16 protein-coding genes and 1 pseudogene are annotated in these 22295 nt (G+C 72.6%); 8 read left to right on the forward strand and 9 right to left on the reverse strand.

Features of this window, described 5'->3' with window-relative positions:
- Positions 1 to 182: 182 nt before the first annotated feature.
- Both BMX65_RS33655 and BMX65_RS33660 read left to right on the forward strand, forming a co-directional pair.
- A pseudogene (locus BMX65_RS33655) lies at positions 183 to 1025 on the forward strand (metallophosphoesterase family protein); the annotation flags it as partial.
- A gap of 168 nt (positions 1026 to 1193) precedes the next feature.
- On the forward strand, positions 1194 to 1850 hold the full coding sequence (locus BMX65_RS33660) for a 4'-phosphopantetheinyl transferase family protein (protein ID WP_275435217.1): 657 nt from the start codon (positions 1194 to 1196) through the stop codon (positions 1848 to 1850).
- A 234-nt stretch (positions 1851 to 2084) separates the two neighbouring features.
- On the opposite strand, the gene BMX65_RS20950 is transcribed toward BMX65_RS33660, so the two are convergent.
- Positions 2085 to 2741, reverse strand: a complete 657-nt coding sequence (locus BMX65_RS20950) for a maleylpyruvate isomerase N-terminal domain-containing protein (RefSeq protein WP_075001895.1) — start codon at positions 2739 to 2741, stop codon at positions 2085 to 2087.
- 242 nt (positions 2742 to 2983) lie between these two features.
- On the opposite strand from BMX65_RS20950, the gene BMX65_RS20955 reads away from it, so the two are divergent.
- Positions 2984 to 3514: a hypothetical protein gene (locus BMX65_RS20955; protein WP_027758969.1), complete on the forward strand. Its 531-nt coding sequence runs from the start codon at positions 2984 to 2986 to the stop codon at positions 3512 to 3514.
- A 79-nt stretch (positions 3515 to 3593) separates the two neighbouring features.
- Here the strand turns inward: BMX65_RS20955 and BMX65_RS20960 are convergent, their stop codons facing one another.
- The 7 genes from BMX65_RS20960 to BMX65_RS20990 all read right to left on the reverse strand — a co-directional run bounded on the left by BMX65_RS20960 (position 3594) and on the right by BMX65_RS20990 (position 12426).
- The gene (locus BMX65_RS20960; RefSeq protein ID WP_075001896.1) at positions 3594 to 5675 is read right to left on the reverse strand and encodes a SpoIIE family protein phosphatase; all 2082 of its coding nucleotides are present in this window, start codon (positions 5673 to 5675) and stop codon (positions 3594 to 3596) included.
- Positions 5676 to 6020: 345 nt separating this feature from the next.
- On the reverse strand, positions 6021 to 6557 hold the full coding sequence (locus BMX65_RS20965; protein WP_075002018.1) for a Dps family protein: 537 nt from the start codon (positions 6555 to 6557) through the stop codon (positions 6021 to 6023).
- Positions 6558 to 6988: 431 nt separating this feature from the next.
- Positions 6989 to 7318, reverse strand: a complete 330-nt coding sequence (locus tag BMX65_RS20970; RefSeq protein ID WP_075001897.1) for a plasmid stabilization protein — start codon at positions 7316 to 7318, stop codon at positions 6989 to 6991.
- A gap of 230 nt (positions 7319 to 7548) precedes the next feature.
- Positions 7549 to 8040, reverse strand: coding sequence for an ATP-binding protein (locus BMX65_RS20975; RefSeq protein WP_075001898.1), 492 nt, complete (start codon positions 8038 to 8040; stop codon positions 7549 to 7551).
- Between the two features lie 555 nt (positions 8041 to 8595).
- Entirely contained in the window at positions 8596 to 9387 is a 792-nt protein-coding gene (locus BMX65_RS20980; protein ID WP_075001899.1) for an enoyl-CoA hydratase/isomerase family protein, read from the reverse strand.
- Positions 9388 to 9528: 141 nt separating this feature from the next.
- Entirely contained in the window at positions 9529 to 10806 is a 1278-nt protein-coding gene (locus BMX65_RS20985) for a L,D-transpeptidase (RefSeq protein WP_075001900.1), read from the reverse strand.
- 333 nt (positions 10807 to 11139) lie between these two features.
- A complete protein-coding gene (locus BMX65_RS20990) occupies positions 11140 to 12426 on the reverse strand; it encodes a L,D-transpeptidase (protein ID WP_079172011.1) in 1287 nt (428 codons plus the stop codon).
- Positions 12427 to 12649: 223 nt separating this feature from the next.
- Between BMX65_RS20990 and BMX65_RS20995 the strand changes: the two genes are divergently transcribed.
- The 3 genes from BMX65_RS20995 to treS all read left to right on the forward strand — a co-directional run bounded on the left by BMX65_RS20995 (position 12650) and on the right by treS (position 18087).
- Complete coding sequence (locus tag BMX65_RS20995; protein ID WP_075001901.1) at positions 12650 to 13930, forward strand: MFS transporter; 1281 nt, start codon at positions 12650 to 12652, stop codon at positions 13928 to 13930.
- Between the two features lie 430 nt (positions 13931 to 14360).
- Positions 14361 to 15959, forward strand: coding sequence for a M4 family metallopeptidase (locus BMX65_RS21000; protein WP_075001902.1), 1599 nt, complete (start codon positions 14361 to 14363; stop codon positions 15957 to 15959).
- Positions 15960 to 16377: 418 nt separating this feature from the next.
- Complete coding sequence (gene treS, locus BMX65_RS21005) at positions 16378 to 18087, forward strand: maltose alpha-D-glucosyltransferase (RefSeq protein ID WP_075001903.1); 1710 nt, start codon at positions 16378 to 16380, stop codon at positions 18085 to 18087.
- Between the two features lie 92 nt (positions 18088 to 18179).
- Here the strand turns inward: treS and BMX65_RS21010 are convergent, their stop codons facing one another.
- A complete protein-coding gene (locus tag BMX65_RS21010; RefSeq protein ID WP_420856827.1) occupies positions 18180 to 19610 on the reverse strand; it encodes a cation:dicarboxylate symporter family transporter in 1431 nt (476 codons plus the stop codon).
- A gap of 174 nt (positions 19611 to 19784) precedes the next feature.
- Here BMX65_RS21010 and BMX65_RS21015 point away from each other — a divergent pair, with 174 nt between their 5' ends.
- Both BMX65_RS21015 and BMX65_RS21020 read left to right on the forward strand, forming a co-directional pair.
- Positions 19785 to 21482 carry an ATP-binding protein gene (locus BMX65_RS21015; protein WP_075001904.1) on the forward strand — a complete coding sequence of 566 codons (1698 nt, stop codon included), beginning with the start codon at positions 19785 to 19787 and terminating at the stop codon, positions 21480 to 21482.
- Positions 21479 to 22201, forward strand: coding sequence for a response regulator (locus tag BMX65_RS21020; RefSeq protein ID WP_075001905.1), 723 nt, complete (start codon positions 21479 to 21481; stop codon positions 22199 to 22201). Before BMX65_RS21015 ends, BMX65_RS21020 begins: the two co-directional genes overlap by 4 nt.
- The last annotated feature ends 94 nt before the right edge of the window (positions 22202 to 22295 follow it).

Here is a 22295-nt window from a genome sequence, read left to right on the forward strand (position 1 = left end):
TCCCGGCAGGGAACCGGACCACGCCCCGCAGCACCCGGAGGCCGGTGCCCGGAGCACCTCCGGGAGCCGTTGACATGCCGGGCGGGCGCTTGTTTCCATGCGGCAGCGAGCACTGCCGGTCAGTCACCGGCCGGCGCGGGCGCTTCGGGCGCGCGTCGCCCCTCGCGGACGGGGGTGAGCACATGGCCGGAAGGCTGCTGGCGGTCAGCGATCTGCACGTCGCCTTCCGCGAGAACCGGACCCTGCTGGAGTCCCTCCGCCCCGGGAGCGACGACGACTGGCTGATCGTCGCCGGGGACGTCGCGGAACGGTTCGCGGACGTCGAGCAGGCCCTGCGGCTGCTGAGCACCCGGTTCGCCAAAGTCCTCTGGGCCCCCGGGAACCACGAGTTGTGGACCCATCCCGGCGATCCGGTGACCCTGCGCGGCGACCGCCGCTACCGGCGGCTGGTCGAGATGTGCCGCAGCCTCGGCGTGGCCACACCCGAGGACCCCTACCCGGTGTGGCACGGCGCGGGCGGACCGGTCACCGTGGCCCCGCTGTTCGTCCTCTACGACTACTCCTTCCGCGCCCCGGGAACGGCGACCAAGGAGGAGTCGCTGCGCCGCGCGCACGAGGCCGGTGTGGTGTGCACCGACGAATACCTGCTGCACCCCGACCCCTATCCGACCCCGGACGCCTGGTGCCGGGCCCGCGCGGAGTGGACCCGGCGCCGGCTCGAAGCACTCCCGCCCGGGCGGCGGACGGTACTGGTCAACCACTGGCCGCTGGTCCGGGAACCCACCAGGATCCTGCGCCATCCGGAGTTCGCCCAGTGGTGCGGCACCGAGCTGACCGCCGACTGGCACCGCCGCTTCCGGGCGGCGGCAGTCGTCTACGGCCATCTGCACATCCCCCGCGTCACCTGGCACGACGGAGTCAGGTTCGAGGAAGTCTCGGTGGGCTACCCGCGCGAATGGCAACCCCGTGATCCGCGGGAGCCGCTGCGCCCGGTGCTGCCCGCCGCCGGCCCGCCACCACCGGCACCCGCCGCTCCGGCGGCTCCGGCCGCGCAGGCTCCCGTTCCGGCTGCGTCTCCGGCCGGGGAGAGCACCCTGCTGGGCACGCTGCTGCCCTCCTCGGTGGCCGCCGCCGAGGCGTTCGCGGATCTGCCGGGGGCGCCCGCCGACCATCTGCACCCGCAGGAGGCGCAGGTGGTCGACCACGCGGTGCCGCGCAGGCAACGCGAGTTCGCCACGGTGCGGCAGTGCGCCCGGCGGGCCGCGGGCAGCCTCGGGGTACGGCCCGTCCCCCTGCTGCCCGACCGGCGCGGCGCCCCGCAGTGGCCGGAGGGCGTGGTGGGTGCCATGACCCACTGCGAGGGCTACCGGGCCGCCGCCGTGGCCCGCAGCGGGGAGATGCTCGGTGTCGGGATCGACGCCGAACCCAACGAGCCGTGCCCGGCCGGGGTCCTGGACCTCATCTCGCTGGAGCGCGAACGGGAGTGGGTGGCCGCGCATGCGCGCGCCGCGCCCGGAGTCCGCTGGGACAGACTGCTGTTCAGCGCCAAGGAGTCGGTGTTCAAGGTGTGGTATCCGCTGACCCGCCGCGAACTGGACTTCGAGGAGGCGCACATCGAGGTCGACCCGCACGACGGGACCTTCACCGCCCGGCTCCTGGTCCCGGGACCGACGGTCGGCGGCAGGCGCCTGGACGGGTTCGCCGGGCGCTGGCTGTGCCGCGGCAACCTGCTGATCACCGCGATCACCCTGCCGGCCACCGCGCCCGGGCACGGCTCCCCGGCCCCGGCACCCGCAGCGGCCGGCCACGGCCGGGACTCCGGCGGCGTGCCGCGGCTCACCGTCCCCTGAGGGCCCTCCGGTCGGCGGTGGGCGGTCAGCGCAACTCCGCGCCGCGGACGGCCCGGTCTGCTCCCTGGCGGCCGCAGGTTCCCCGTCCGGCCCGGCATCTTCGGGCACCTCGATCGCGTACCCGTGCAGCGGCTGGGAGGTGCGCCGGCCGCCGCAGCCCAGTTGGAAGCGCAGGTCCCACGTGCCCGGGGCAGGCGCCCGGCCGTGGCCGGCCGTGCCCCGGCCGAGGACGGGTCACCCCAGGTGGAGCGGCACGCGTACGGCCGCGGCGCCGAGTGCGGCCCGCTCCGCCGCCGTCGGGGCCCGGCGGCCGGTGCCGACCAGGAGCGCGTCCCGGTCGCCGAGCGAGGCCGGGAACGCGGCACCGGCGATCTCCTCCAGCGCCGCCCGGGACCGGGCCAGGCTCTCGGCGGGCGGTCCCGGCACGTGCGGCAGATGCGCGACCAGGTCCAGATGGTGCAGCGTCCACTCCAGGACGTAGGCCGCGAGGTAGTCGCCCGCGGTGAGGACTTGGCCGCGGGTCCGCACCCGCTGCTCCGGGTCTGCGAGTGCGGCGGCGCGTCCCGCGGCGGAGCCGACGTCGTCGAGGTGGAAGGTGAGCAGGTGCGGCTCCCGGTATGCCGCGGCCAGCCGGACGATGAGCGCGTCGAGCGGATCATCGCCGGTCGGCGGCCGGTCCGCGACCTCCCAGTAGGTCACCGCGTCGGCGGTCGGCTCGCTCCCGGTAGGGGTGGCGAGGGTGATCAGGACGTCCTGCGCGTCGATGACCAGATGGCACACCAGGTCCCGCACGAGCCACCCCGCGCACCCGGAGGGCTTCTCGAAGTCGGCTTCCGGGAGCGCGGCGACCGCCGTCCGCAGCGCCGTCCACGAGCAGGCGAAGAGGTCCACTGTCGGCACGCTAGTGCGGCACGCACCCGGCGGACAACCGGACACGGGCCCCGCCTGGTGCTGTGACCGCGGACGTTCACCGGGTCGGGGCGATGTCCTCGATCGCCGGGCGACTGGACATCCCAGCGTGTCCGGCGATGTGCGCAGTCCTCAGGTCCTCCCTCGGCGGGTGTGCCGTCATCCGCAGGGCGGAGACGGTCCGCCGTTGCGGACGACGCGCGGCTGACCTGTCCAGGACCAGCATGTACCTCATGACGACAGCGACCGTTCCGCTCCCCGGCTCCGCATCTGCGCCTGCCTGGGCTCGCCGCGCCGCCCACGCCATCGCTCTGTGTGCAGTCCCGTCCGGCCTGTGGCGCATCGCCATGGCATCCGGTGTCCATGTGGGCTACAGCGACCAGGTGCTCCGCGACGTCTACGACATCCCGGGCTGGGGCATCGCATACGTCGTCGGTCTCTCCCTCCTTGCCGAGCTGGCCGCTCTGTTTCCGCTGCTGCTCGTCAGCAACCGGTGGCGGCCGCTGCATCCCAGGATCCTCGCCCCGCTGGCCTGGACCGCCTCGGGCATCCTGGTCCTGGTGGCACTGTGGCAACTCGTGGTCGCTTTCACCGTCGAGAGCCAGACGTACCTGTCGAGTGGTACAGCACAGACCGTCTGGGGCTTCGCTTTCGCCCCGCTGTTCGCCATCCCGGCCCTGATGACTGCGGTGACTTGGTCGTACGCAAGACGGCACCGGGCACGAGGACAGGCAAAGCGCCGGCCACGACCTTGACACTCGACAACCTCTCCGCGCACACGAACTGGCGGATGACACGTCGGGCGGTCAGGAACAAGCCTTCCCGGTCACAGCGCTAGTGCGCGTTCAGCGGGATCTCGCACCAGACGCGCTTGCCGTTGCCGCGGGGTTCGACACCCCAGTCGGTGGCCAGCTCCTCGATGAGCATCAGGCCGCGCCCCGAGGTGGACTGCTCGGTGGCGGCCCGGCGGTAGGGGTTGTCGGGCGAGGTGTCGGTGACCGCGATGCGCAGGGCGCGGCTGCCGTTGCGCACCGGCCGGGCCGTGAGGGTGGCGTCGCCTTCGGTGTGCAGCAGCGCATTGGTGGCCATCTCGCTGGCGAGCAGCTCGGCGGTGTCCGCCAGGGAGTCCAGGGACCAGCGGTGCAGTGCGGTGCGCAGCGCCTGCCGGGCCGCGTGCAGGGACTGCGGGTCGCTGGAGGAGATGGTGACGGCCATCTGCGGTGCGGCCGGGCGCCGGCCGGAGGCACGGCGCAGCAGCAGCAGCGCGACATCGTCCTCTTCGCCGGTGAAGTCGCCCATGGTGCGCAGCAGGTGGTCGGCGAGGTCGTCGGGGCGTACGGGGCCGTGCCGCACCGCTTCCAGGAGCCGGGCGCGGCCCTCGTCGAGGTCCTGGGTGCGGGACTCGATGAGGCCGTCGGTGCACATCAACAGCGAGGAGCCGGGCTCGACCAGGGTCTCCGAGAGGGCGTACGGGGGCTGGGCCGAGGGCGCGGTGAGCCCGAGCGGCAGCCCGACGGGGGTGTCCAGCCATACGCAGCTCCCGTCGGGGCGGCGCAGCACCGGTTCCGGATGACCGGCCCGGACGGTGACGGCGACTCCGGTGCGGGGGTCGAACAGCACCAGGAGGCAGGTGGCGAACCGGTCGGTGTCCAGTTCGGCGAGGAAGGCCGAGGCGCGGGCCATGACGGTCAGCGGCGGGTGCCCCTCGGCGGCGTAGGCGCGCAGCGCGATCCGCAGCTGCCCCATGACGGCGGCGGCGGTCACGTCGTGCCCCTGGACGTCGCCGACCACGGCGGCGATCCGGCCGTCCGGCAGCGTGACGGCGTCGTACCAGTCGCCCCCGATTCCGCCGCGGGCCCGCGCCGGACGGTAGCGGGTCGCGATGGCCAGGCCGGGGACGTGCGGGATGTGCCCGGGCAGCATCGCCGTCTGGAGTCCGGCGGCCAGCTCGTGCTCCTGGTCGAAGAGCAGGGCCCGTTGGAGGGACTGGGCGATGGTGTTGCTGAGCGCGGTCAGCACGGTGCGCTCGTCGTGGGTGAAGCGGTCCTTGCCCTCGTAGGTCAGGCCCACGGCGCCGATGGGGGTGTCGTGCGCGATCAGCGGGAAGTACACCGCTGCGGTGGCGCGGGGCACCAGGCCCAGGTACTGGCCCAGCCCGGGGTAGCGCCGGGCGAACTCCGCGCGGCTGGTGACGAAGACCGGCTCCCGGGTGCGGACCGCCTCGGTGAGCGGCAGCGGGGCGCCGATCCGGGCCAGGTGGAAGTCGCGGATGATCTCGTCGGGCACCCCGTTGGAGCCCACCAGCCCCATCCGCCCGCCGTCGACCAGACCGAGGGTGATGCTGGCCGCCCCCAGCCGCTGCACCAGCCGGGTGGTGGTGAGCGCCTCCGCGACGTCCTCGACGGTGACGGTGGGGGCGAGGGCGTCGTTGACGTGGCCCACGAGGTCGGCCTGCCGCCGCCGCTCGCTCTTGGCCTGCCGCAGTTCTCGCGTCTGGTCGACCGCCTGGAGCTCCTCGCTGGCGTCCCGGATGATCCCCACGACCCGCGCCGGGGTGCCCTTGTCGTCGCACACGACGGTGGCCTGGGAGTGCGTCCAGCGCAGCGAGCCGTCGGGATGGCGTACCCGGAAGTAGATGCTGTATCCCGTCCGCGCCTTCAGCGCGCGGCCGACCTGCGCCTGGACCCCGGGCAGTTCCTGGGGCACCATCCGGTCGGCGATGGTGGCCGGGCGCTCGTCGTACTCCCCCGGCCGGAACCCCAGCACGGCGAGTCCCGCGTGGTCGTACTTCATCTCGCCCGACTGCAGGTCCCAGCAGAAGCTGCCCATGCCGTTGACGGCCAGCGCGACCTCGGCGGCGACCGGCGGGTCGCCGCGACCGGCGGGCCCCGTGTTCGGTTCGCGGAAGCGGTGCATCGCTGTCTCCCGATCGCGTGGCCTCAGTGCCTGCGCCCCGCTCAGCGACAGCCGAGGCAGCGCCTGGCGAGGCCACCTCCCCATCATGCGGGGAGCCGACCGGTACCGCGCGGCGAGCGGCGCGGCGCTGGCCCGGACGCGTGAGGGACCGGCCGGGCGGGAGCGGGGGCGGAGCGGTCCGGAGGGGGAGCCGCCGGGGCCGAGGCGCCGGCCCGGCAGTCCGTCGGTCCGGGGGGCCGGGGTCCGGGGAGCCGGGGGCCGGGGGGCCGGGGGCAGCAGGACAGCCGAGGACCCCGGCGCCGGAGCGCCGGGGTCCTGGGAAGGGTGCGGGTGCCGGGCCCGTGGTCAGGGCTTTCCGCGGGCCTGGCCGGCGGCCTTCTCGGCGGCGGCCGACTCGGAGTCGTGCGGGCTCGTCGCGAGCTTGCCGCCGCCGCTCTCGATGTGGGCGCGGACGAACCACTGGAACAGCTCCAGTTTGCGCAGGTGCTCGATGAGCAGGTCCTGGGTGACCAGGTCGGAGCTGTCGGTCGCCTTGACGGCCTTGCGGTGGTCCTCGATCACGCCGGTGTAGACGACGTCGAGGGCGCCGAGGTGTTCGATGGCCTCGGCGCGTCCGAGCGTGTAGTCGTGCCAGGTCCGCTCGGCGACCAGCACTCCCGGGGTGCCCCAGGGGGAACCGCCCAGCGTCGAGATCCGCTCGGCCGTGTTGTCGATCATCTCCCGGACGGCGTCGACCTGCGGGTCGAGCATCTCGTGGACGGCGATGAAGTGCGGTCCGATCACGTTCCAGTGCACGTGCTTCAGCGTCAGCGCCAGATCGTTGAGCGCGTGCAGCCGCATGCGCAGCAGTTGGATGACGCTGCCGCCCTCTGCCGTGGACATGCCGGGAACGGTGTAGGACGGGGTCGAGCCCTCGTTGGACGCGTGAGCTGCCACGGTGCGCTCCAATCCTCGGAAGTGGTCGGGAGGCGCGGGGCCGACGAGGTGGGCCCGTCGCCCTCCCAGCGGGTACGGCTCCACGGAGTGGGCGTACGTGAGCTGTTCCCGTCCCGGGGTTTCCGCCGAGCACGAGGCCAAACCTTGCCGCACATCCATTCGGGCGCCGGGGTGGCGAACCGGTCCGAGACCGTGCGGGAGTGCGGGACACCTGGAATACGGGACTCCCGGGACGCGGAACACCTGGGGCGCGGGACTCGCGGGGCGCGGAACACCTGGGGCGCGGGACTCGCGGGTCGCGGGACTCCTGGGGCGCGGGGCCCGGGCGCACACGGAGCGCCCGGACGTGCCGGGGTCCGGGCGTGCGGAGCGGCCCCTCAGCGGCCGAGGGCGCGCTGGAGCTGGGCCTTGGTCATCTGCGAGCGGCCGCGGACACCTCGCTGCCGGGCCTCGTTGTAGAGCTGGTCGCGCGTAAGGCCGCCGGGGCCCATGCGGTTGCCGGAGCGCCGTCCGCCGCGCCGGGAGGGGGCGGTGTCGCGCACCGAGGTGCGGCTCGCGCTCCTGGCCTCACCGTGCCGGGCACGCTCCTTGTTCACCGTGCGGGCCGCGATCTCCTCGGCCCGCGCGGGTGAGGCACCCTGCCGCCGGGCTCCCTCCTTGATGTGCTCGTACTGGCGTTCGCGCTTGCGGTCGGACCCTGCAGGCATGGTTCCTCCGAACGTCGAAAGATCCCCCGCCGCATCGCGCGCCGGCTCGCGGCGTGCCGTCGCGACGGTTCGGCACCGGGTTCCCCGCGCCCGGGAGCGCCACACCTCGGTGGCCGGCACGCCCGGGCCGGCGGACGGGCCGCCGGGCGCCCGTACAGGTCCGGACCCGGTTCCGAGTCCGGGTCGGGCGCCCGCAGGGCGGCTCGCAGGGCGAGGGGGCCGGGACGGGGTCAGCTCGTCGCACGCATCTCGAACCACGTCGTCTTGCCCCGCGGCAGCAGATCCACACCCCAGCGCTCGGCCAGAGTGTCCACGAGGAAGAGCCCCCGGCCGCTGGTGTCCAGCTCTCCGACCGGCAGCAGGCACGGCAGCCCGCGGGAGGGGTCCCGGACCTCGACGCGGATCCACCCCGAGCGCCGCAGCATCCGGATACCGATGGTGTGCGCGCCGGTGTGCCGCACGGCGTTGCCGACCAACTCGGAGACGAGCAGCACGGTGTACTCCGTGCGCTCCGCCGGAAGGGCCCACCGCTCCTGCAGCACGGCCTGGGTGAGGCGCCGGGCCAGACGGGCGGATTCCGGAAGGTTGGGCAGCGGCACCTCCCGTACGGTCGGATCGCCCGCTTGTTCGAGAACGGTGCGCACCGGCTCGGCGTCCCACTTCCCCGCTGGGTCTTCCGGAACCCGTTCGGTCACGCTCGCCACATCTCCCTGACCCGCCATGCCTCCATCATGGCGGCAGGGGGGTGCCGCTGGGGGCGGTTCGCGGGTATCCGCGAAGGCGGAACGACCGCCTCCAGGGCGGACCGTCCACCGCCACCCTGCTCCCCGGAACCCGGTGGATGCGCCCTGACCAGGGACGACCTGGGGTAACCAGTCGTGCGCAGATGATCACACCACGCCACGGCCCACCCACGAACGAGGGAGGCCCGGGCACGACGAATTCCCCCACACGGTGGGGTGTTCGGCCCGTGCGACGCTTTACGCCACCCCCGACCACCCCACCCCGCCGCCCTCTTGCCCGGCGCGGAGCGGTCGAGCACCGAATCGGCCGCCGGGGGACGGGAGGTCGGCCCGGCGGTCGTCCGGTCGGAACAGCCGGGCCGTGACGGCCGGTCGGCCGGGACAGCCCGTCGACCGGTCCCGCCGGTCGGTCGGTCCCGCCGGTCGGTCGGTCCCGCCGGTCGGTCGGGAGAGCCAGTCGGTCGGGAGAGCCAGTCGGTCGGGAGAGCCAGTCGGCCGCTCCAGCCGCGCCGCACCCGGCCGACCGCGGACCCCTCAGCGGAACCGGGCCTTGCCGGGGCCGTCCTCCACGAAGCTGCGCATGCCGATCTGCCGGTCCTCGGTCGCGAACAGTCCGGCGAACCAGTTCCGTTCGAGCGCCAGACCGGTCTCGATGTCCGCCTCCAGACCGAAGTCGACCGACTCCTTCGCCGCGCGCAGCGCGAGCGCCGGCCCCCGCGCCAGTCGCACGGCCCAGGCGTGCGCCTGCTCGTACACCTCGGCGTCCGGCACCACATGGTCGACCAGGCCGATCCGGGCGGCCTCGGCCGCCGCCACCGTCCGTCCGGTGAAGATCAGGTCCTTGGCCTTGGCGGGACCGACCAGCCGGGACAGCCGCTGGGTGCCGCCCGCGCCGGGGATCAGCCCCAGCAGAATCTCCGGTTGCCCCAACTTGGCGCCTTCGCCCGCGAACCGGACGTCCGCGCACAGCGCCAGCTCGCAGCCGCCGCCGAGGGCGTAGCCGGTGACGGCCGCGGCGACCGGCTTGGGGATGCGGGCCACCGCGGTGAACGCCTCCTGGAGACCGCGGGAGCGCAGGACCATCGCGGAGTGGTCCATCTCGCGCATCTCCTTGATGTCCGCACCGGCCGCGAACACCTTCTCGCCGCCGTAGAGCACCACGGCGCGCACGTCCTCGCGGCGGGTGGCCTCCTCGGCGAGTTCGCGCAGCAGGTCCTGGGTGGCGATGTCGAGGGCGTTCATCTTCGGCCGGTCGAGCCGGATGGTGCCGACGCCGTCGGCGACCTCGAGGCGCGCGGTGGCGCCGCTGGATTCGTCAGTCGTCATGCCGGGAAGGTTAACGGCCGTTCCGCGCTGCGGACCCGGTGCCATTCCTCACAGCGCCGGCCGGTCCCCCGCTGTCCCGGAGCGCCCGGCCACTGCCGCCCCCCGGGCACTCCGCGCGGCGGGCCGCCGAGCGACGGCCCGCTACTGCTTCGCCGTCCACTTCTCCCAGGACATGTTCCAGCCGTTGAGGCCGTTGTCCGGCTTGATGGTCTCGTCCTGCGAGTTCTCGACCTCGACCACGTCGCCGACCATGGAGTGGCTGAAGAACCAGGCGCCCGGCGTCCCGTTGGCGCCGCCGCCGCGCATGTCGAACAGGCCCACACAGCCGTGGCTGCCGTTGACCTTGCCGAACTGGTACTTGGCCATCCAGTAGTTGCCGTGGATGAAGGTGCCCGAGGTGCTCAGCCGCATCGCGTGCGGCACGTCCTTGATGTCGTACTCGCCGCCGAACCCCACGGTGTCCCCGTTCATCCGGGTGACCTCGTGCTTCTCGCTGATGACCATACGGCCGTTGTAGGTGGGGTTGGCCGGGCGCCCGGAGGTGATGGGAAAAGTCTTGATCTTCTCACCGTCGCGGGTCACGGTCATCGTCTTCTTCTTCGCGTCCACCACGCTGACCTGCTGCCTGCCGACGGTGAACCGCACGGTCTTGCGCTGCGTCCCGTAGACGCCCTCGGAGCCCTCGACGCCGCTCAGGTTGAGGTCGACGGCGACCTTCGTCCCGGCCTTCCAGTACTTCTCGGGCCGGAAGTCGAGGCGCTGGTTGCCGAACCAGTGGCCCGCCACCTCGACCTCCGGGTCCGCGGTCACGGATATGGCCTTCTCCACGGCCTCCCGGTGGGCGACCGGACGGTTGAAGTTGACCGAGAACGGCATCCCCGCGCCGACCTTGTCGCCGTTCTCCGGCGTGAAGTAGCCCACGAAGGTGTTCTGCGGCACGAACGTGGTGAACGCGGCGTGCTTGGCCGCGGCGCGCCCCTCGGAGTCCTCGGCCACCGCGTCCACCGTGTACTTGGTACCGGCCGCCAGGTGGGTGGCGGGGCGCCACACCGTGCCGCCCTCGGCGAGCTTCCCCTCGACCTTCGCGCCCTTGGCGTCCTGGACGGTCACCTTCGTCAGCTTGCCCTTGGCCGCCTGGACCTCCAGGACGCCCGAGGTCTGCACGTCGTCGGCGCCGTCCTTCGGGGCGACGGTCAGCACGGCCTCGGAGGGCCCCTTGGCGGGCTTGTCCCGGTCGTCGTCGCCGGTGTTCGCGCGGGCGCCGGTGCCGCCACCGCCGCCGCAGGTGGTCAACGTGAGCAGCAGCACCACCAGCAGCACCACGAAGCCGACGGCTGAGCCTCCGATGATCCGGGCACGGCTGTCCCCCCGGATCGCCTTCCACGTGAGCTTGTCCCCGGCCACGGTCTTCAGATCCAAGACGGCCCCATCCCTCGTCCTCACACGGCTTCGCGCACCCGTGTGCGCCCCCGAAAACGCGACATCGCGCCGCCCGGCCGTGAACGGCACATGAACGGCGGCGCGCATCCGCATTGTTAGATAACCACACCGCAATGACGGCGAACCGCTCCCTGGGGTCACCGTTCGGTCGCGTTTTTGGGAAGGGCGGAAGGAGAGGGTGTGCCCGGTCACCGGAGCCAGGGCGCCGCGTCCGTGCTCGGGAGACCGCGGTCGGGCTGGAAGCCGCGGACGAGGGGAAGCGGACGAGGGGAAGCAGACGGCCGGGAGGCCGGCGCGCCTTCCGGCCGCGGGTCAGTCCAGGGCCGAACCGCCGACCCAGGTCTCCCAGGGCATGTTCCAGCCGCCCAGCCCGTTGTCCGCCGCCACGGTCCGGTCGTGCGAGCCGCGCACGGTGACCAGGTCGCCGATCAGCGAGCGGTGGAAGAACCGCCCGGCGGGGGACTTGTCGTCCCCGCCGCGCTCGTCCTCCAGTCCGACGCAGCCGTGGCTGGTGTTCTTCTTGCCGAACGTGCGCTCGGAGGCCCAGTAGTTGCCGTGCAGGAAGGTGCCGCTGCGGGTGAGGCGCATCGCGTGCGGGACATCCTTGATGTCGTACTCGCCACCGAAGCCCACGGTGTCCCCGTTCATCCGGGTCTCCTGGAACTTCTCGCTGATGACCATGCGGCCGTTGTAGGTCGGGTTCTTCTTCGTGCCCGCCGTGACGTCCAGCCGGTCGACGGTGCGGCCGCCCTGGCGCACGGTCAGGGTGCCGCGGCCCACGTCCACGACGCTGCGCTGGTCGCGGCCGATGGTGAACGTCACCTGCTTGCGCTGCGTCCCGTAGACGCCGGGCGCCCCGCGGACATCGCGCAGCCGCAGGTCGAGGGTCACCTCGGTGCCGGGCTGCCAGTAGGTGCGGGGCCGGAAGTCGAGCCTGTTGCGGCCGAACCAGTGGGGGGCGATCTCCACGCGGGGGGTGGAGGTGACGTCGACGGCCCGCTCGACGGCCGCCCGGTCGGCGATGGGCCGACTGAACTCCAGCGAGACGATCATCGCGGTGCCGACGGTCTGGCCGTCCTCCGGGCGGAAGGTGCCCACGAAGCGGTGCGGCGGCACCCGGGTGGCGAAGGTGGCGTGCCGGATCACCCGGTCTCCCTCGCCGTCGACGGCCACCACGTCCACCTCGTAGGTGCCGGCCAACTCCAGCACCGTGCCCTTGCCGTGCCCGGCTCCGCGCCCTGAGGCGTTCTCCTCGGAGGCGGGCAGCGGGCGCCAGCTCCGCCGGTCGGCGGAGAACCGGCCCGCGATGGCCCGCCCGGCGTCCTTGCCCTTGTGCTGCATCCGGACGCTGCGCAGCTTCCCTTCCGGGACCGAGACCTCCACCCGCGCGTCGGTGGGGACGTCGCGGGCGCCGTCCTCGGGCGTCACCCGGATGGCGCCCTCGGGCGGCTTGGAGTCGTCCACGACGGCGCATCCGACCGGTGCGGTGCACAGGAGCGCGAGCACCACAGCGGCCGATCCGGCGCGCACCGCCCGTCGTACGCCCCGCGCGTGGTGCAGCAGCGCCCCGACCCGCCGTGCCGTCGTGCCCCGTCCCATACCGTCCCCGCTCCTGTGCGTCGCCTGCTGTCGAGGGCGTTCAGCCGCCCGCTCTCACCCGGACGAACGGACCAACGAAGCGCGTGCGGGAGGGACACCGGGCTCACACGGGTGAACGAGGAATCCCCGCGGCGGCCGAGCCGCCCCCGGAGCGCCGCGCACGTACGGGTACCGCGGGAAATCCGTTCGCCGCGGACCGCGCCCCCGGCCACACTGGCTGGACGTGACCCCTCCCGGTGCCGCGACGGCCGCTCTGCGTTCCCGCAACTTCGCCCTGTTCTTCACCGGCCGGGCCGTCGCCAAGCTCGGCGACGCGATGCTGCCCATCGCCCTGTCCGCCGGACTGATCCAGCACGGTCACGGGCCCGGTGCGATCGGGGCGGCGCTGGCCTCGCTGACGGTGTTCCTGGCGGGCTTCGTCGTCTTCGGAGGCGTCTTCTGCGACCGGTTCGACACCCGGACGCTCATGATCGGCGCGGATCTGGTGCGCGTGGTCACCCAGGCCGGCATGTCGGCGCTCTTCCTGAGCGGGCACGTGGTGCTGTGGCAGGTGTGCGCGATCGGTGCCGTCAACGGCGTCTGCGCGGGCCTGTTCCAGCCGGGGGTCGCCAGCACCGTTCCCCGGGTGGCCGACGACGTGCAGGGCGCCAACGGGCTGATCCGCACGGCGGAGTCCCTGGCCATGCTGCTGGGCCCGGCCCTCGCCGGTACGCTGGTGGGCGGCTTCTCCCCGGGCGGGGTGTTCGCCGCGCATGCCGGGACCTATCTGCTCAGTGCGGTGTGCCTGGCGCTGCTGCGGCTGCCGGCCGCCCGGGGCCGCCCGGCGGAGCGCACCCGCTACCGCGCCGACCTGGCCGAGGGGTGGCGCGAGTTCCGGGCCCGCACCTGGATGTGGAGCGTCATCCTCATCTGGATGGTCTACATGGTCACCGTCTCCGGACCGCTGGTGCCGCTGACCGCAGCCGAGATCATCCCGTCGCAGGGACCGGGGGTCTACGGGCTGGTCAACTCGGCACTGGGCGGCGGCACCGCGCTGGGCGGGCTGCTGGCGCTGCGCTTCCGGCCCGAACGGCAACTGCGTGCCGGGGCGTTCGCGCTGCTCGGGTGCTGCTGCTATCCCGCGGCTGTCGGCCTGGGCCTGCCGCCCGCGGTCATGATGGGGGCCGCGGCCGTCTGGGGTGTGGGCGGCGGGGTGTGGAGCGTGATGTGGGCGACCAGCGTGCAGACCCAGGTGCCCGGGCAGATCCTCAACCGCATCCACGCCTACGAGGTGGCCGGCTCGCTCGCCATGATGCCCGCGGGCCAGGCACTGGCCGGCCCCGCGGCGCAGTTGCTCGGGGCCCGGACGGTGCTGCTCGCGGGCGGCGTGATCATGGTCGGGATCAGTGCGGCGCTGCTGTCGGTCCCGGCCGTCCGTACGCTGCGCGCGGTGCCCCGCCGAACTCCGGCCCGCGGGAGGCCGTCCGCGGGGCGCGGCGCGGCGACCCGCGACGTCGACGCCTGAGCCCGCTGCTGCCGGGAGCACGGCCGGCGCCGGGTGCGTACCGGTGACGGCCGGGTACCGGCGGCACCGCGACACCGCGACACCGCGACACCGCGACAGTGCGGCACCGCGACACCGCGGGGCAGTGCGACACGGCAGCGGGCAACGGGCAGTGCACGGGCGCTGGACAGCGGAAGCACTTCTGTCAATTGTCCGCTATGCGGGCACGAGTTTCGTATCAACGAACAGAATCTGGCCAACCTGTGATCAGAGGTTGATGCGCCGGTGACATGTCCATGTCGTTAGTGGCAGGCTCACCAGCACGTCACACGGGATACGTACAGCAGCACGATCCCCGTCCGTACTTTCGCGTGACGCACCGCAGTTCAGTTCTGCCCGGGCGGTTGATCAGCCATGCCGTCCGGTCCCCACGGCAGAAGGAGTCACCGACGTGAGAATCACCTCCAAGCAGCGGATATCTGCCCTCGCCGCCACGGCGGCCCTGGTCGCGGCGGGAATCACCGCCGGAACCGCGGGCGCGGCCCCGGCCGGCGAGACCACCGCGAACGGCGCACTGCCCGCGCAGTTGACCGCGAGCCAGCACACGAAGCTGGTCAAGACGGCGGACACGGAGGCGGCGAAGTCCGCCGACGCCCGTGCCCTGGGCCTCGGCTCCAAGGAGAAGCTCCACGTCAAGGATGTCGTCAAGAACAAGGACGGCTCCACACACGTGCGTTACGAGCGCACCTACGACGGGCTGCCCGTCCTCGGCGGCGACCTCGTGGTGCACAAGTCCGCCTCCGGCAAGCGCACCGGCGCCTCCAAGGCCACCCGCGCGAAGATCGCGGTGAAGACATCGGCCCCCGCCGCGCACAAGCCCGTCAAGGCCGAGGCCAAGGGCAGCAAGGCCCCCCGGAAGATCGTCTGGGCGGGCGAGGGCAAGCCCGTGCTCGCCTGGGAGACCGTCGTCGGCGGCGTGCAGAAGTCCGGCGCGCCCAACCAGCTCCACGTGATCACCGACGCGAAGACCGGCAAGAAGCTCTTCGAGTTCCAGGGCATCAAGGAGGGCACCGGCAACAGCCAGTACAGCGGCAAGGTCGAGATCGGCACCTCGGGCTCGTCCGGCTCGTTCACGATGAAGGACGACGCGCGCGGCGGGAACCGCACCTCCGACCTCAACGGCGGCCAGAGCGGCGAGGGCACGGTCTTCACCGACGACGACGACGTCTGGGGCGACGGCACCACCGGCGACCGGGCCACCGCGGGCGTGGACGCGCACTACGGCGCCGGCCAGACGTGGGACTACTACAAGCAGGTGCACGGCCGCGAGGGCATCGCGGGCGACGGAAAGGGCGCCCTCAGCCGGGTCCACTACGGCGACAACTACGTCAACGCCTTCTGGGACGACTCCTGCTTCTGCATGACCTACGGCGACGGCCAGGGCAACAAGAACCCGCTCACCTCGCTGGACGTCGCGGCGCACGAGATGTCGCACGGAGTCACCTCCACCACGGCCAACCTGGAGTACGCGGGCGAGTCGGGCGGCCTGAACGAGGCCACCTCCGACATCTTCGCCGCCGCGGTCGAGTTCCACGCCGACAGCCCGGACGACGTGCCGGACTACCTCGTGGGCGAGAAGATCGACATCAACGGCGACGGCACCCCGCTGCGCTACATGGACGAGCCCAGCAAGGACGGCAGCTCGCTGGACTACTGGAGCCCCGAGGCCGGGGACGTGGACGTCCACTACTCCTCCGGCATCGCCAACCACTTCTTCTTCCTGCTGTCCGTGGGCAGCGGGGAGCGCGAGGTGAACGGCGTGAAGTACAACTCGCCCACCAAGAACGGCGAGAAGCTGGACGGGATCGGCATCGAGAAGGCCGAGCAGATCTGGTTCAAGGCGCTGACCGAGCAGATGACGTCGACGACGGACTACGCGGGCGCGCGCAAGGCGACCGTGCAGTCCGCCACCGACCTCTACGGCGCGGACAGCGCCGAGGTCAAGGCGGTGAAGGCCGCCTGGGCCGGGGTGAACGTGACCGGTAGCTGAACTGCGGCGGCGCCGCCCGCGGGGCTACGGCCCGTCCCCCACCGGGGAGGCAGCGGATCGGTGCCCGCCCGCGCGTGACATCGGCTCCCAGGACCTGTCGAGGTCCTGGGAGCCGTTGCCGTTTCCGGGAGCGCGCGGCTGCCGGTCCGCACCGGCGCACCGCCGGGGGCGCGGTCGGCCGCCGAAGCACCACACCCACGCGGCGGCGGTGTCGTTGAACAGCTCGCGCTTCGCATCCGGACCGTGTGCCGCTCAGTTGAGCGGCTCCGGGTCCTGCCGGTACGCGCCGCGTACGCCGAAGAGCCCGATCACTGGGGCAGGGAGGGCGGCGTGCGGCTCCTGCGGGGGAGGTGGGTCCTCCGCCCGGCCCGCGTCCGCGCCCTGCGACCGTCCTCACCGACCGGAGGGTCACCCACGCATGAGCGTCAACGAGCCCGTCCCCGACACCTTCGAGGACACCCCCGCCCGGGACCGCGATCCCGACTGGTTCAAGCGCGCCGTCTTCTACGAGGTGCTCGTCCGCTCCTTCCAGGACAGCGACGGCGACGGCATCGGGGATCTGAGAGGGCTCACCGCGAAGCTGGACTACCTCCAGTGGCTCGGCGTGGACTGCCTGTGGCTGCCGCCGTTCTTCGAGTCCCCGCTCAAGGACGGCGGCTACGACGTCTCCGACTACACCTCCGTGCTCCCCGAGTTCGGCGACCTGGCGGACTTCGTGGAGTTCGTGGACGCCGCGCACCAACGCGGCATGCGCGTGATCATCGACTTCGTCATGAACCACACCAGCGACCAGCACCCGTGGTTCCAGGAGTCCCGGCGCGATCCGGATGGGCCGTGGGGCGACTACTACCTCTGGGCCGACGACGACAAGCAGTTCCAGGACGCCCGCGTCATCTTCGTCGACACCGAGGTGTCCAACTGGACCTTCGACCCGGTGCGCAGGCAGTACTACTGGCACCGCTTCTTCTCCCACCAGCCCGACCTCAACTACGACAATCCGCTGGTCCAGGACGAGATGATCTCCGCCCTGCGGTTCTGGCTGGACCTGGGCATCGACGGCTTCCGGCTGGACGCCGTCCCCTACCTGTACGCCGAGGAGGGCACCACCTGCGAGAACCTTCCGCAGTCGCACGCCTTCCTCAAGCGGGTCCGCCGGATGGTCGATGCCCACTACCCCGACACCGTGCTGCTGGCCGAGGCCAACCAGTGGCCGGAGGACGTCGTCGACTACTTCGGCGACTACGCGACGGGCGGCGACGAGTGCCACATGGCCTTCCACTTCCCGGTCATGCCACGCATCTTCATGGCCGTGCGCCGCGAGTCGCGCTACCCGGTCTCCGAGATCCTCGCCAAGACGCCCGCGATCCCCTCCCGCTGCCAGTGGGGGGTCTTCCTGCGCAACCACGACGAGCTGACCCTGGAGATGGTCACCGACGAGGAACGCGACTACATGTACGCGGAGTACGCCAAGGACCCGCGGATGCGGGCCAACATCGGCATCCGCCGCCGGCTGGCGCCGCTGCTGGACAACGACCGCAAGCAGATCGAGCTGTTCACCGCGCTGCTGCTGTCGCTGCCCGGCTCGCCCATCCTCTACTACGGCGACGAGATCGGCATGGGCGACAACATCTGGCTCGGCGACCGGGACGCCGTCCGCACCCCCATGCAGTGGACGCCCGACCGCAACGCCGGGTTCTCCTCCTGCGATCCGGGACGGCTGTTCCTGCCGACCGTCATGGATCCGGTGCACGGCTACCAGGCCACCAACGTCGAGGCCGCCATGAGCTCGCCGAGTTCGCTGCTGCACTGGACCCGGCGGGTGATCGAGGTGCGCAAGCAGAACCCCGCCTTCGGGCTGGGCTCCTACGAGGAGCTCTCCTCCTCCAACCCGTGCGTCCTGGCCTTCCTGCGGGAGCTCGGACTCCCCGACGGCGGCGACGACCTGGTGATGTGCGTGCACAACTTCTCGCGGTTCCCGCAGCCGACCGAGCTGGATCTGCGGGAGTGGAAGGGGCGGGTCCCGGTGGAGCTGATCGGCGGCGTCCGCTTCCCCGCCGTCGGCGACCTGCCCTACCTGCTGACGCTCGCGGGGCACGGCTTCTACTGGTTCCGGCTGCGCAGGACCTGATCCCGCACCGGAACGCCCCCGCTCCGGCGGATGCGGGGCGGGGGCGGGGCGGCCTCGGGGGCCGGGGGGACCGGGGGGACCGGGGGGCCGGATCAGCCCTTGCCGGCCGCGGCGGCGCGCTCCTGCTGCGGGACCTGCTCGGCCGCGGCCTCGTCCACCCGGTCCCGGGCGGACTCCTCGTGGGCGGCCTCCAGGGTCCGCTCGTCGAAGGGCAGCGCACCGCGCAGCACCTCACCGACGCGCTCCCGGTCGATCTCCTTGGTCCAGGTGCCGACCAGCACGGTGGCCACGGCGTTCCCGGCGAAGTTGGTCAGCGCCCGGGCCTCGCTCATGAACCGGTCGATGCCGACGATCAGGCCCACGCCGTCCACCAGTTCGGGACGGTGCGACTGGAGGCCGCCGGCCAGGGTGGCCAGTCCGGCGCCGGTGACCCCGGCGGCGCCCTTGGACGCGACGAACATGAAGATCAGCAGCGAGATCTGCTCACCGATGCCGAGCGGGTTGCCCATGGCCTCGGCGACGAAGATCGAGGCCATGGTCAGGTAGATCATGGTGCCGTCGAGGTTGAAGGAGTAGCCGGTGGGCACGGTGATGCCCACGACGGGCCGGCTGACGCCCAGGTGCTCCATCTTCGCGATCAGCCGGGGCAGCGCCGACTCGGACGAGGAGGTGGACAGGATCAGCAGGAACTCCCGTCCGAGGTACTTCAGCAGCTTGAAGATGTTCACGCCGGTGAAGACCCGCAGGATCGTCCCGAGCACGGCGAAGACGAACACGAAGCAGGTCAGATAGAAGCCGATCATGATGACGGCGAGGGACTTCAGCGCGTCCACACCCGTCTCGCCGACCACCGCCGCCATCGCGCCGAAGGCGCCGACCGGGGCCACCCACATGATCATCGCCAGCACCCGGAAGACGACCTTCTGCAGGTGCCCGATGCCGCGCAGCACCGGCTCCCCCGCCGAGCCCATGGCCTGCAGTGCGAAGCCGACCAGCAGCGCGATGAGCAGGGTCTGGAGCACCTCGCCCCCGGTGAAGGCGGAGACCATGGTGGTGGGGATCATGCCGAGCAGGAAGTCGGTCAGGCCCTCACCGCCCTCGGCCTGCGAGGCGCCCGCGTCCCGCGCCGCGTCGGTCAACTGCAGCCCGTGGCCCGGCTCCAGGACGTTGCCGACGACCAGCCCGATCGCCAGCGCGACCAGCGACATCACCAGGAAGTAGCCCAGTGCCAGGCCGCCGACCGCACCGACCTTGGCCGCCTTGCGGACCGAGCCGATGCCCAGCACGATCGTGCAGAAGATGATCGGGGAGATCATCATCTTGATGAGATTGACGAACCCCGTGCCGAGCGGTTTCAGCTCGGTGGCCACCCCCGGTGCCGTCAGTCCCAGGACCACGCCCAGCACCACGGCGCCGATCACCGCGATGTAGAGGTAATGGGTGCGGTCCCGCTTGGCCCCCGGCTGCTGCGGGGCGTCCGGCGCAGCACCCGCTGCGGCCTGCTGCGGTGTCTTCTTCGACACGTCGGCGGCTCCTCGTCCATGGGTCACGTCACGATGTCTCCGCCGGAACGCCCTGGTGGACGCTCGATTGCGAATTCCGATCGTGTTGAGTCCCGGCGACTATGCAACACGGTGCGATGTGCGTCACCCTTACGTGCATTACGTGCACGAAACAAGCCACGGCAGACTGAGACGATGCGCGTCCCCCGACCCCGCTCCCCCTTGCGGTCCCGCCCGCGCAGCCTGGCAGGACAGCTCTTCGCCGTGCAGGTGGTGCTGGTCGCCGTGGTGGTCGCCGGATGCGCGGTGTTCGCGTACGTTTCCGGAAAGTCACAGGCCAGGGAGGCGGCGACGCACCGCGCCCAGGCCACGACGCAGGCCGTGGCCGATTCCCCCTCCGTCCGGGCGGCCATCGGATCCGACGATCCCAGCGCGCGTCTGCAGCCCTACGCGGAGCAGGTGCGCCGGGACACCGGCGTCAGCTTTGTGACGATCATGGATCCGCACGGCAAGCGGTGGACGCACCCCGACCCCGACCGGATCGGCGAGCAGTTCGTCGGCCACATCGGGCCGGCGCTGCGGGGCCACACCTTCGACGAGACCTACACCGGCACGCTGGGCCCGTCGGTGCGCGTGGTGACCCCGGTCCGGGAGGCCGGGCACGGCGGACGGGAGGGCCGGATCATCGGCCTGGTCAGCGCCGGGATCACCATCGACACCATCAGCAGACAGGTCGGCGAGCAGCTCACCGCCGTGCTCGCGGTGGCCGGCGGGGCCCTGGCGCTGGGTGCCGTCGGCACGTATCTGACCAACGCCCGGCTGCGCCGCCACACCCACGGGATGAACGCGGTCGAGCTCAGCAGGCTGCACGACTACCACCAGGCCACGCTGCACGCGGTACGCGAAGGACTGCTGCTGCTCGACGGGGAGGGACGGGTTGCGCTCGTCAACGACGGCGCCCGGCTGCTGCTGGGGCGGGACGGACCGCAGGAGCTGGTGGGCCGGACCGTCGCCGATCTCGGACTGCCGCCCGAGCTGACCGAAGCGCTGCTGGCCGGGGAGCCGCGCCGGGACGAGGTCCATCTGACCGGCGAGCGGGTCGTGGTCGTCAACACCGCGCCGGTGGACGGCGGGGAGCGCCGGGGCACGGTGGTGACCCTGCGCGACCACACCGAACTGCGGGCGCTGGCCGGTGAGCTGGACTCGGTGCGCGGCTTCGCCGAGGCGCTGCGGTCCCAGGCCCACGAGGCCGCGAACCGGCTGCACACCGTCGTCTCCCTGATCGAGCTGGGCCGGGTGGCGGAGGCGGTGCGCTTCGCGACCGAGGAGCTGGAGCTGGCGCAGGCGCTGACCGACCGGGTGGTGAGCGCGGTGCGGGAGCCGGTGCTGGCCGCGCTGCTGCTGGGCAAGGCCGCTCAGGCCAAGGAGCGTGGCGTCGAGCTGACGCTCGATCCGGACTCCGGTGCCGAGGACGTGCCCGGGATTCCGGGCCGCGACCTGGTGACGGTGCTGGGCAATCTGATCGACAACGCGGTGGAGGCCGTCACCGGCCCGCCCTCCGGCCCGCAGACGGGTACGGGCCCGGCCGGCGAGGAGCCCGCCGACAGCCCACGGGTGACCGTCACGATCCGGTGCACCCGCTCCGGCGACTTGCTGCTGCGCGTCGCCGACACCGGCCCCGGCCTGCCGCCCGGAGCCGGGGAGAGGCTCTTCGAGCGGAACTGGTCCACCAGACCCGGCCGGGGCGGCGGCATCGGCCTGGCCCTGGTGCGGCAGACGGCACACCGGCACGGGGGCGAGATCAGCGCCCGTGATCTCCCCGGTGCGGGCGCCGAGTTCGAGGTGCGGCTGCCCCTCCCGCAGCAGGCAGGGAGCCAGGAGGTACTGCGATGACACTCCGTGTCCTGGTCGTCGAGGACGACCCCGTGGCGGCCGACGCGCACGCCCTGTACGTCAGCCGGGTGCCGGGGTTCGAGGTGGCCGGAAAGGCGCACTCCCGTGCCGCGGCGCTCCGTGCGCTGGAGGACGCGGCGGGCCGGGGCGGCGGCGTCGATCTGATCCTGCTCGATCTGTATCTGCCTGACGGCAGCGGCCTGGACCTGCTGCGCGCGCTGCGTGCGGCGGGCCACTCGGAGGACGTGTTCGCGGTGACGTCGGCCCGCGATCTGACGATGATCCGCGAGGGGGTCGCACTCGGGGTGGTCCAGCATGTGCTGAAGCCGTTCACGTTCCGCACGCTCAGCGACCGGCTGCTGCGCTACGCGGACTTCCGCGCCACGGCCGAGGCCGGGGGCGAGGCGGTCAGTCAGGACGAGGTGGACCGGACGCTGTCGGTGCTGCGGGCCGCGCCCGCCGCCTCGGCGCTGCCGAAGGGGTTGAGCTCCCCGACGCTGGCGAGGGTGACGGACCGGCTGCGGGAGGCGGCCCGCGAGGGGCTGACGGCGAGTGAGGCAGCGGCGGCGCTCGGCGTGAACCGGATCACCGCACGCCGCTATCTCGAACACCTCGTCACCACCGGCTCTGCGGAGCGGCGGCAGCGCTACGGGCAGGTGGGGCGCCCCGAGCACCACTACCTGTGGCGCGGAGGCCCGGCGTCGGGCGGCGGGCCGTAGGGCCCCGTCGGGCGTAGGGCCCCGTCCCGGGCAGCGGCCGCCCGTCGGGCGGGGGCGAGGGACCGAGCCGCCCGGCGGCCGGCCGAGGCGGGCC

It is taken from the genome of Streptomyces qinglanensis (assembly GCF_900111245.1).
Classification (GTDB): Bacteria; Actinomycetota; Actinomycetes; order Streptomycetales; family Streptomycetaceae; genus Streptomyces; species Streptomyces qinglanensis.

Excerpts from the sequence above, each read along its gene's own strand:
- treS (WP_075001903.1), top strand. The coding sequence starts at position 16,378 with ATGAGCGTCAACGAGCCCGTCCCCGACACCTTCGAGGACACCCCCGCC.
- BMX65_RS21020 (WP_075001905.1), top strand. The coding sequence starts at position 21,479 with ATGACACTCCGTGTCCTGGTCGTCGAGGACGACCCCGTGGCGGCCGAC.
- BMX65_RS20990 (WP_079172011.1), bottom strand. The coding sequence starts at position 12,426 with ATGGGACGGGGCACGACGGCACGGCGGGTCGGGGCGCTGCTGCACCAC.
- BMX65_RS20980 (WP_075001899.1), bottom strand. The coding sequence starts at position 9,387 with ATGACGACTGACGAATCCAGCGGCGCCACCGCGCGCCTCGAGGTCGCC.
- BMX65_RS20965 (WP_075002018.1), bottom strand. The coding sequence starts at position 6,557 with ATGTCCACGGCAGAGGGCGGCAGCGTCATCCAACTGCTGCGCATGCGG.
- BMX65_RS21015 (WP_075001904.1), top strand. The coding sequence starts at position 19,785 with ATGCGCGTCCCCCGACCCCGCTCCCCCTTGCGGTCCCGCCCGCGCAGC.
- BMX65_RS20975 (WP_075001898.1), bottom strand. The coding sequence starts at position 8,040 with ATGGCGGGTCAGGGAGATGTGGCGAGCGTGACCGAACGGGTTCCGGAA.
- BMX65_RS20960 (WP_075001896.1), bottom strand. The coding sequence starts at position 5,675 with ATGCACCGCTTCCGCGAACCGAACACGGGGCCCGCCGGTCGCGGCGAC.
- BMX65_RS20970 (WP_075001897.1), bottom strand. The coding sequence starts at position 7,318 with ATGCCTGCAGGGTCCGACCGCAAGCGCGAACGCCAGTACGAGCACATC.
- BMX65_RS20955 (WP_027758969.1), top strand. The coding sequence starts at position 2,984 with ATGTACCTCATGACGACAGCGACCGTTCCGCTCCCCGGCTCCGCATCT.